A 9,776-nucleotide genomic window follows, 5' to 3' on the forward strand; every position below is an offset into this window, starting at 1 on the left:
CCTCCGACGACGACGCTTCGGACGACGACGCCTCGGATGACGACGACGATTTATCGGACGACGACGATGATTCAGACGATGACGACGACACCGACGATGAAAAGGATGACGACGCCGGTGATGACGATTTCGACAATATCGATGACGACGACGGCGGCTTCCCGGATCCCGACGACGACGCGGATGACAACGGCATCGGCGGGCGCGACGGCGAGAATTCGAACGGAAACGCGTGCTGCGGTTGCTAGGGCCAAACGCCCGATCGCCGGAGTTCGAGAGGTATAAACGCCCGGTCGAATAACGCCGCCGACAAAACGCGAAATGACGCGACGCCCCGCTGAAACCGGCGGGGCGTCGCTGTTTGTGTGCCTTCCCAATCGCGAGCGGGATTTCCGTAATTTCGTAAAAAAGCTGGATATATGCGGTATATATTTCGTCTATGCAGCTTCATCGCATTTATATATTCTGGCCATGTAGAAAATTTCGCGGACAGGCAAAGAAAAGGAGCAATCGAAATGAAACGCGTCATGGCCATCGTGGGAATTTGCGTTTTTGTCGCGGCGGTATCGGTCACGCTCATCGCCGCGGATTTCGGGACGGCGCCCCGAACATTATTTGAGGGGAGCGACTCGGCAGGCGGCGCCATCGTGTGGGATTGGGCGCTTGACGAAAACGGCGAGCCGCACGCGGTCTGGATGTTTGAAAACGAACCGGACTTCATCGACGCCGCGCTCGACGAATGCCCGAGCTTGCAGGCGACGTCGCTTGTCGAGGATGACGGCAGCGTCGAGGGCGGTTTGCCGATCGACGGCAATCTTTCCGCCGTCGTCACGTGCCTGCCGCCGCCGGCCTACCCGAGCTACCTGCGCGAGATGTCGGCGTTCGTCGCCGCGGTTGACGCCGGAACGATGCGTTGGGTGGTGTACGTCGACGAGGACGGTAATGGCCCGCCCGACCGGTTCGTCTGGCAATCTGTGTCCTTCGTGCCCATCTCGTATACCTGGAACGACATGTCGGTCACGCCGCTTCCCGTGTTCACCATCCCGATCGGCTCGGGCTCCTGGTGCGTTGGCCTTCAGCGCGCGGGTGGCGGCGTGAACGAGGTGGGACGCGACGTAAACAACGACGACGACCACACGTGGGTCCGGACGGGCGCGGGCTGGCGCCCGATGAACGATTTCCTGCCCGGCAACGCGGTCATCCGCGCGGAAGTGGATGTCTGCTCCCTGTCGACGACCACGACAACGCCGACAACGACGACCACGACCTTCCCGGCGACAACCACCACGACAATCCCCGGCGATGACGACGATGCGTCCGATGATGATTTCGCGGACGACGACGCGTCCGACGATGATTTCGCGGACGACGATGTTGGTGACGATGACGCCAAGGACGACGACGTATCCGACGACGACGTATCCGACGACGACTTCGGCGATGACGACATCGGCGATGACGACGATGCGTCCGATGATGATTTCGAGGACGACGACGCGTCCGACGATGATTTCGCTGACGACGATGTTGGTGACGACGACGCCAAGGACGACGACGCCGCGGACGACGATTTCGGCGCCGACGATCCGGGTGGCGCCGGCGATGCGAGCGGCGACGACGCGGGCGATCTCGACGACGATGACGACGCCCCGAATCCGGACGGCGCGGATGACGGCCATGCGGAAGCAAACGACGGCGGCGACGAGAGCTCGAACGCGGCGTGCGGGCTGTAGTCCCCGATCAAGGTTGCGCGATTTCGACGGCGGGAGACGGTTCGGCCGGCAAGGCGACCGTATCCCGCCGCCACTTTTGGGGCATGGGGAGAACCAGCGGCAGCGCCAGCGCCACGATCACGATGCCGCTGACCACGAACGGCACGCCGTAACCCATGCGAGAGCCCATCGGGCCGAACACGAGCGCGCCGACGACATTGCCCGACATCAGGGCAAGCTGCACCAGGCCCGCGTTTCCGCCCATACGTTCGACGCGGAAGAGCCGCGCGACGCCGACGTACATGATGAGCATCATGATGCCGTCGCCGAAGCCGTGGACGGTGCGCGCCGCGACGCTGAAGACCGTTCCACCGAACACCATGCCGATGTGCCCGAAACCGCTCATGCAAAGTCCCGCGACGGCCAAGCCCTTCAGCGGAAGGCCCTCGTTCATCCGGTGCCGGAATGCGACAAGGACGACGACGATCGCGACGAACTCCGCGGTCATGTACCAGCCCATCTGCCCGTAGGTCAGCCCCAGCGATTTGCGCAGGAACAGGCCGTAGCAGGTGAACTCCGCGCCCCAGTGCGTCGTGAACAGGAACAGCCAGCCGGCGAACAGCAACGCGCGCGGATCGGAGAAGTCCTTCATGTATTGTTTCACCGGCGCGGCCGACAGCGGCGTCGGCGCCAAAAGGCGCGCGGACAGCGCCAGCAACAAGCACAGCCCCGCGGTGATCCAGAGCGTCGGCACGAAATCGAGCGCGTCGATGATGTAGCCGGCGGCGACGGTGCCGAACGCAAGGCCGATGAAGCGTCCGATTAAATACAATCCGAGCCGCGTGCCGGAGGTGGCCCGCTCGCCGGTTTTCAACACGTGGACATCAAGGCTCGTCTTGAACAGAAAATGCGAAAACGCCCACACGAAAAACGCGCCGATGAAAACCGGAAACGTCACGACGGCGCTCATCATCCAGAAGCCCGCCGCCTGCATCAGCAGCGCGATACCGACGAGCGTTCGGCTCGTGACGCGGTCGTTGCCGAAGCCCGCGGGAAACGCTGTCAGCATTCCCGTCACCGCCTGAAGCGCGAACAGGACGCCGATCTGCAGGCCCGAAAATCCGAGTTGTTCCTCGAAGAACACCGCGAGGTAAAAATTCGACGCGGCCGTGATGACGGAAAACGACCCCATCAGCACCGCGGGAAAAAGCGCGCTGCGGTTTTCGAACGGAGAGGCGGGGGCGATGGAAGCCGGCGCGTTCATGGCGCGCTTTCTCTAGGGCCGGGCGTATCGAAAGTCAATTGAAATGGGGAATGGGGAATCGCGAATTGGGAATGGAATGCCGTTCACGGATTCTGCGATGGCCTTCCAGCGTTCCCGTCTTCCCGTCGATTCATTCGTTGACTAGACTCCGGCATCCCATGCCCATCGGAATCCCCACGCGCCTTCTGATCGTCCGACACGGGCCGACAGCCTACAGCGCCGAAAAGCGCATGGCCGGGCGAACGGATACGCCGCTCACCGCGGACGGCCGCGACGCGGTTCGCCGCCTGCGCGAGCTGACGAATGCCTTCGAGATCGACGTCGCCTACACCAGCCCGCTCGCCCGCGCGCGCGAATCGTGCGACATCCTCGCCGGGGGACGCGACGTGCGGCGCGTCGAGGACCGGCGCCTTGTCGAGCGCGACTTCGGCACTTGGGAGGGACGCACGTTCGCCGAGGTCATCGCCGAGCAACCCGACGGCGGCGCGTCGATCATGCACGGCCCGTTCGTGTCGAAATTCCTGTCCGGCGAAACCGACGACGCGTTCTTCGCGCGGGTGCGCGCGTTTTTCGACGACCTCGTGGCGTCGGAACGAAAACGCTCGGTTCTTGTCGTCGGCCATGCCGGCTTTCTGATGTCGATGCTCGCGATCGCGGTCGGCCTGTCGCCTCGGGAGCATTTCGCCACGTTTCGCCTGGACCCGGCGTCGCTGACGTGCCTGGACTGGTACGACGGCGTGCCGCATCTGGTTTTCGTGAATCGCGTGCCGGGCGCCGCGACGTGAGCGCCAAACCCCAGGTCATGGAAACCCCGATCGCCGGCGCGCCCGCGCCCGAAGCGGACGAGCTTCTCGAATTGGTTCTCGCGGAAATCTCCCGCCCGCCGGATACGCGGAATTTCGATGCGTTTGTCGCTCACTTCCGGCAAACGGAGAGTCGCGGCCTGCTGGCGGTCGTCCTATACGGTTCGCTCGCAAGCCGGGCGACGGCCGAGGCATCGAGCATCCCCGATTTCTATCTGATCGTCGAGGACGCGCGCTGGTTTACGCGCGCGCGCGATCGGTGGCTTTCGCGCGTGCTGCCGCCGAACACCTACCACCTGCATGACGCGGCGGGCGAGGGCGCGGGACGGCGTTGCAAATACAACGTCGTCGACTGGCGAAATTTCGAGCGCGAAACCGGCTCCCACGCGCGGGATCTGTACCATCTCGGGCGATTCACCAAGCGCGTCTGCCTGATATGGGCGCGCGACGACGGCGTTTGCCGCGATATCGCCGCCGCGATCGCCTCCGCCTTGCGCACGCTCGCGCCCCACGCCCTGGCGCGCGCGACCACGGATTTTCACCTTGACGATTTCATGCGCCGCCTCCTTTCGCTATCGTACGAAGGCGAGGTACGCGCGGAACCGGCCGACGCGAAGGCCGCGGCGCTTTTTGACGCGGCGAAGAATTATTACCGCGCCGTGGGACGGATCTTGTTGCGGGAACTCGTGACGCGGCGGCGCGGTCAGTTCTGGGAACCGGAATCCGGCGGCGAGCCCGATCGCTACCACCAGCGGCGCACGCCGGCGCTGCGCGCGGGGGAACTCGCCGCCACGCGCGTTCTCCTTGCGCGGAGCCGCCGCCGGGCGGTCGCGCGCTGGCCGAAAGGCGTCGTCCTCGTGGACGATTGGCTTGAAATCCTGCTGGCCAAGGTCAAGCGCACCCATGGCGTCGATCTCGAATTGACGCCGCTCGAGCGTCGATTTCCGCTCATCTTCGGATGGCGGCACTTTTTTCGACTGCGTCACGAGGGCAAAATCCGGTAAATTGGGTGTCGAGCGGATGCCCTTCGTGTAGCGCCGTTACTTGCGCCCCCGTTTGTTTGTGTTATGTGGTAAATAGAAAAAAAGGAAACAGCCGGAACGCCGCCGCATGGATAAAGACGTCCTCGTCAACATCAAGGATTTCCGCGAGAAGCTCAAACGCGACCCGCTGATGAAGCTCCACGCCCAGCTCGCGGACGGCTATCGCCGCGTCGGCCTGACCGACGACGCGATCGAGACGTGCCGCGTGGGCCTGGACATTCATCCGAGCTATCTGCTTTGCCGCGAGGTGTTGGGGCGCATTCTCCTTCGCGTGGGCGCGCTCGAGTCCGCGCGCGAGCACCTCGAAGCTGTCCACGCGATCGTCAAGGACAACATCGAATTGAACCGCGCGCTCGCCAAGCTCTACGACGAGCTCGGCCGGCTCGACCTCGCGCGCCCGCTCGTCGAGTCGGTGATCGCGAAAGACCCGTTCGATTTCGAGATGCGCAACCTGCTTGCGGCAAGCGAGCGGCCCCGGCCCGAAAAGGAGGAGGCCGTCGATCTTTTCGACGCGCCCGCGCGGGCGAAGGTTTTCGACATCGAGTCGATCCTCGCCGACGACATCGGCCCGGTGGCCGAGCGCGGAAAACGCACCGCGGCGACCGACCTGATGCTCGACGCGCTCGAGGATGTGGAGGACGTCATCGAAACGCGGGCGGACGAGATCATGGCGGCGCTTGGGGAATCGAACGGATCGCGGCCGCGCGCCTCGCGGCCGGCGCGCCGGGACGCCTATCGCGGCAAGGAAAAGGAATTGCACGGCGCGGCGGTGCTCGCGCAGGTGCACATGGAAATCCACCTCATGGAGGAGGCGTTGAATCTCGTGCGCAAGCTTCGGCGCGCCATGGGGGACGACACGGCCGAGTTCGAGGACCTGGAGGACCGCCTGAAATCCGCGCTCGGCGAGAAGGAAAAGCTGCTCGACGACCTGGAAGACCGCGAGCTCGCCCGCGGGCTGTAGCGCCGTTCCCTCCGACGACAATCACGCAATCTTTCTCGGGATCCGTCGCCGACGATTTATTACGTCGTTGGCGCGAACGAATTTTCTTGACATTGAATACGCGGAAGCCAAACGTGATCGTGGTTCGGAAAAAATTGAGGCGGTTTATGAGAGCATGGCGCCATTTGCAGGTCGTCTTTCTTCTGATCGCACTCTTGTGCGTGCTTCTGATCCCTGCTGCCTGCTCCTGCGAAGGCGATTCCGCCGACACCTCGAACGTCAATGCCGACGATGATTCCTCCTTCCTGGACGACGACGATTCGACGGACGACGATTTTCTGGACGACGACGCGGACGACGATACCGTCGATGACGATTCCGATGACGACGCGGACGACGACGCCGCGGAAATCCTGCCGTGTCCGAACGGCTTCACGATTCCGCAAGGGCACGCGGGGGCCGGCGGGTGCATCACGCAGCTCGACGGCGGCGCGCCGGGTCACGACGGCACGTCCATCGCGATCGGCCTGGACGGCACGCGTCATGTAGCGCTCGCCAAGGGGCGTGAGATTATCGTGTATTCCCTCCCGGCCGATGCCGCGCCGGACGAACCCTGGACGCAAGAGCTCATCGCGCTAATGGGCGCGCAACCGAAGATCGCCGTGGACGCGGACGGCAACCGGCATCTGGTCTGGCATGACATCTGGTACGGCTCGCTGAAATACGCGACGGACGCAAGCGGCACGTGGGAAATCGAAACCGCGGACGACGGCGACGGGCAGAACGTCGGCGCGGAGCCGGCGATCGATATTGACCCTGATGGATTTGCACATGTTTCTTATCAATTAACGTCGCCAACCGAACTCCATGTGGACGGCGTCAAGTACGCGACGAACCGATCGGGGGAATGGGTAACCGAGCTCGTGGATGGCGCGCCGTGGGGCCGGTGTACGGATGTCGCCGCCGACAGCAACGGGACGGCGTATGTCCTCTATTCCAATGAGATCTGCTACCTTTGCGGCGCATTTCAATACCTTCGTTCTAATGCGGGCGGTACATGGCAGGAGATTCTCGGCGTCAGCAACGGCTGGTGTGGTGAGGTCCATGTCGCGGAGGACGACTCGTTGCGAATCGTTCCGGGCCACGACAACGTCGGTTACCTGACCAACGAATACGGATTTTGGTGGCCGAAAACCCAACCCGTGAATGGCGAGGAGATGACCGGAGATTTTTCGAATGATGGAAATGCGCACATCGCGTGGCAGTACAGGCCTAATGTCGGGAGCGCGTCGCTGTATTATTCGGCAAATGAAACGGGGACGTGGGTTAATGAGCTGGTACACGACGGTGATAATTGGGGCAATTTGTCTCTGGTCGTCAACGCGGTCAACAATCCTCAAATTGTTGCATCAGCTAATCCCGCGCGTCTTTTAACGTTGGTCGATTCAACGTGGGACTCGATTGTAATTGATGATACGCTTAGAGCTAGCGATGCCAGCTTGGTACTGGATGCGTTCGAGCGGCCACGGATAGCGTATTATTATCACGGAGCCGTCAATGGGCTGGTCAAATATTCTCTACTTGACGCGGACGGCATTTGGCATACAACAAACCTCACTGACGATAATGCGTGGTTTGACAAGCAAGCTTTAGCGTTAAACAGCGCAAACGAATCTTGGGTTGTATATTACGACAGTGGAAGCGGAAATTTAAAAGTTGGCTCCGAGGCCAACGAATGGGCATTCGAAAATTTGCCGACGCCACCAAAGGGGCATTTCGGCGCGGGACTTATTGCCATTGACGACAACGACAGTATATTTATCGCTGCAAAAACCAACTTTGCCGTTTATATGATATCCAATGAAACGGGTGCCTGGGTTCTCGATGAAGCACTTGACGATGACCCGCGAATTGCTTCGGTCGCGATCGACGCCTCCGGTGAGCCTGTAATGGTGCTGGCTGACTATAATATGTACGGTCCGTTATTTTTGCGCCGCGTCGCTCCGGGAAATTGGAAGATTAAAAACATCGACAATGTATTTGTCAAATTCGCTTCGATGGCGGTACGTGATGATGGAGTCATAAACGTCGCCTATATTGACGATAGCTCCGATTTGATCCGTTTCGCTTCGAACGCCTGGTCGGGTCTTTGGAGCATCGAAGAAATCGAAGCCCCCAGGTTTCCTGACCCTCTTCTTGACCCACAAAAATATTATGCGCGCGATATCTCTTTGACGCTGGATTCCGATGAGCAACCGCTTATATTTTTCGGAAATACCTACCAGGGGCTAAACAGCGCTGTTAGCGTCGCAAAAAAGGTCGACGGTGATTGGTCAATCGAACGAATCGACATAGGCGGACAAATCGGCATTATTGCAGGCGAATTGTCCGCATATCCAATAACCGGCGAGTCGCCTTCGATCGTTTGGGATCAAAACGGAATCGCTCACGCTACCTATGACTCGAAAGGTGCGCTTGTTTATTCGAAGTTCGTGATTGAATAGTCCATAAGGAGGAATCCAATGAAGTTTGTCCGTGTGACGGCGCTTGTGGTTATCTGCCTGCTGGTTAACGTAAATCAACCGTACGCGACTGAGGACGCGACGCCTCCCGCTGATGAGGAAAATAGGGACAGTCACCAATTTCGGTATTCCGACGGGAAGCGGACGTGGAAAATAGAGACAGTCACCAATTTCGGTATTCCGACGGGAAGCGGACGTAGTCGGTAGTTTCGATTCGAGTTCGGCCAAGAGCGCTTCGGAGGTGAGCGTTCGTCCGGGTATGCGTGTTGAGGCGCATTTTCGCGATAAGTTCGGGAGCGTCGCACTCGGTCAGCCAGGTCGGTTGAATCCTTTGGCGCGGCGGCTCCATTCGTCGAAAGTCGAGCAGTTGACGCGGGTCGTCGCCGGTGCAACGCGGCGCAAAGAGGCCGCGTTCTTTTTCGGCGTCGTCAGCTTCGGGGAGTACGCGGATGCTGTGGGACGACGGCGAGGGCACGGACCCCGATGGATTGTTTTACGCCCTCATCAACGTCGAACCGGGATCGCTCGCCATCGACGTCAACGCCGATGGCAACCACGCGTACGACTTTGCGCCGTTCGTGCCCGCCGGCGGCGCGCTTGTCAGCGTGGCCGGGTACGACGACGGTGTTTACACGAGTAACCCGACCGGAACGTGGTGCACGGAGTAGGGGCGTCGACAAAACGCCGGGTCGGCGAAAATTTCGGCCGCGCGCGAACGCGCGTGATTCGACTTGCGTTTTTTCGTCCGCCAACCCCTTGACGGCGTTTAAAGCATTTCTATAATGCGCACCCTTGTCGTTTGGGCGGGGAGGGTTCGCTGGCGTAGCTCAATTGGTAGAGCAGCGCACTTGTAATGCGCAGGTTGCGGGTTCGAGTCCCATCGCCAGCTAGCGGGAGCCTTCCTAAAGGGATTTCAAGCATTTTTCCGAATCGGCGGGGTTCCCGAGTGGTCAAAGGGAACAGACTGTAAATCTGTCGCCGAACGGCTTCGAAGGTTCGAATCCTTCCCCCGCCAACCTCCCGGAAACGCGCGCGTCGCGGCGCCGGGAGACCATAGGTTTAGACCGGGGCGTGCCTGTCTCCGTGTTCGAGCCCGCAAGGCTCCAAAGAGACAAAAGGCGCGATCTCCGTTTTGCGCTTTGAATTCGATGGGAAAACGGGCCGATGCGTCGCCGGCGGAGGTTTCGGCGGCGCGCGCGCGGGAATAGCTCAATTGGTAGAGCGTCAGCCTTCCAAGCTGAGGGTTGCGGGTTCGAGTCCCGTTTCCCGCTTGTGACCCGCGGCGGGCGGTCCGTCGTTGAACCGGTGAAAACGTAGAACGGCGAACAGAAGAACCGACGTTATCGGAGGCAAATCCAATGGCGAAAGAGAAATTCCAGCGCACGAAGCCGCACGTGAACGTGGGGACGATCGGTCACATCGACCACGGGAAGACGACGTTGACGGCGGCGTTGACGATGGTGGCGGAGCGCAAGGGCTGGGGCAAGGCGGT

General features: G+C 61.0%; 9 protein-coding genes and 3 tRNA genes. 11 read left to right on the forward strand and 1 reads right to left on the reverse strand.

Annotation, left to right across the window (positions count from 1 at the left end):
- Together K8I61_09690 and K8I61_09695 are read left to right on the forward strand one after the other, a co-directional pair.
- Positions 1-248, forward strand: a 248-nt coding sequence (locus K8I61_09690) for a hypothetical protein (GenBank protein MBZ0272300.1), incomplete at its 5' end; no start/stop codon positions are given.
- A gap of 267 nt (positions 249-515) precedes the next feature.
- Positions 516-1,733 carry a hypothetical protein gene (locus tag K8I61_09695; GenBank protein MBZ0272301.1) on the forward strand — a complete coding sequence of 406 codons (1,218 nt, stop codon included), beginning with the start codon at positions 516-518 and terminating at the stop codon, positions 1,731-1,733.
- Positions 1,734-1,740: 7 nt separating this feature from the next.
- On the opposite strand, the gene K8I61_09700 is transcribed toward K8I61_09695, so the two are convergent.
- Positions 1,741-2,976, reverse strand: a complete 1,236-nt coding sequence (locus K8I61_09700) for an MFS transporter (protein ID MBZ0272302.1) — start codon at positions 2,974-2,976, stop codon at positions 1,741-1,743.
- Positions 2,977-3,134: 158 nt separating this feature from the next.
- Between K8I61_09700 and K8I61_09705 the strand changes: the two genes are divergently transcribed.
- The 9 genes from K8I61_09705 to tuf all read left to right on the forward strand — a co-directional run.
- Positions 3,135-3,761, forward strand: a complete 627-nt coding sequence (locus tag K8I61_09705) for a histidine phosphatase family protein (protein ID MBZ0272303.1) — start codon at positions 3,135-3,137, stop codon at positions 3,759-3,761.
- Positions 3,758-4,783 (forward strand): hypothetical protein, encoded by a 1,026-nt coding sequence (locus tag K8I61_09710; protein ID MBZ0272304.1) that lies wholly within the window; start codon positions 3,758-3,760, stop codon positions 4,781-4,783. The genes K8I61_09705 and K8I61_09710 overlap by 4 nt, the downstream gene beginning before the upstream one ends.
- Before the next feature lie 106 nt (positions 4,784-4,889).
- Positions 4,890-5,783 carry a tetratricopeptide repeat protein gene (locus K8I61_09715; protein MBZ0272305.1) on the forward strand — a complete coding sequence of 298 codons (894 nt, stop codon included), beginning with the start codon at positions 4,890-4,892 and terminating at the stop codon, positions 5,781-5,783.
- Between the two features lie 113 nt (positions 5,784-5,896).
- Positions 5,897-8,266 carry a hypothetical protein gene (locus K8I61_09720; protein ID MBZ0272306.1) on the forward strand — a complete coding sequence of 790 codons (2,370 nt, stop codon included), beginning with the start codon at positions 5,897-5,899 and terminating at the stop codon, positions 8,264-8,266.
- Between the two features lie 467 nt (positions 8,267-8,733).
- The gene (locus tag K8I61_09725) at positions 8,734-8,952 is read left to right on the forward strand and encodes a hypothetical protein (GenBank protein MBZ0272307.1); all 219 of its coding nucleotides are present in this window, start codon (positions 8,734-8,736) and stop codon (positions 8,950-8,952) included.
- Positions 8,953-9,100: 148 nt separating this feature from the next.
- A tRNA-Thr gene (locus K8I61_09730) sits at positions 9,101-9,173 on the forward strand.
- 43 nt (positions 9,174-9,216) lie between these two features.
- Positions 9,217-9,299: transfer RNA gene (locus K8I61_09735), tRNA-Tyr, on the forward strand.
- A 183-nt stretch (positions 9,300-9,482) separates the two neighbouring features.
- Positions 9,483-9,555, forward strand: a tRNA-Gly gene (locus K8I61_09740).
- Between the two features lie 87 nt (positions 9,556-9,642).
- The coding region (gene tuf / locus K8I61_09745) for an elongation factor Tu (GenBank protein MBZ0272308.1) at positions 9,643-9,776 on the forward strand (134 nt) is incomplete at its 3' end.

The sequence above is a fragment of the bacterium genome, assembly GCA_019912885.1.
GTDB lineage: Bacteria > Lernaellota > Lernaellaia > JACKCT01 > JACKCT01 > JAIOHV01.

What these genes read in the sequence shown, in the direction of transcription:
- K8I61_09695 (MBZ0272301.1), top strand. Translation starts at nt 516, where the DNA reads ATGAAACGCGTCATGGCCATCGTGGGAATTTGCGTTTTTGTCGCGGCG.
- K8I61_09700 (MBZ0272302.1), bottom strand. Translation starts at nt 2,976, where the DNA reads ATGAACGCGCCGGCTTCCATCGCCCCCGCCTCTCCGTTCGAAAACCGC.
- K8I61_09705 (MBZ0272303.1), top strand. Translation starts at nt 3,135, where the DNA reads ATGCCCATCGGAATCCCCACGCGCCTTCTGATCGTCCGACACGGGCCG.
- K8I61_09715 (MBZ0272305.1), top strand. Translation starts at nt 4,890, where the DNA reads ATGGATAAAGACGTCCTCGTCAACATCAAGGATTTCCGCGAGAAGCTC.
- K8I61_09725 (MBZ0272307.1), top strand. Translation starts at nt 8,734, where the DNA reads ATGCTGTGGGACGACGGCGAGGGCACGGACCCCGATGGATTGTTTTAC.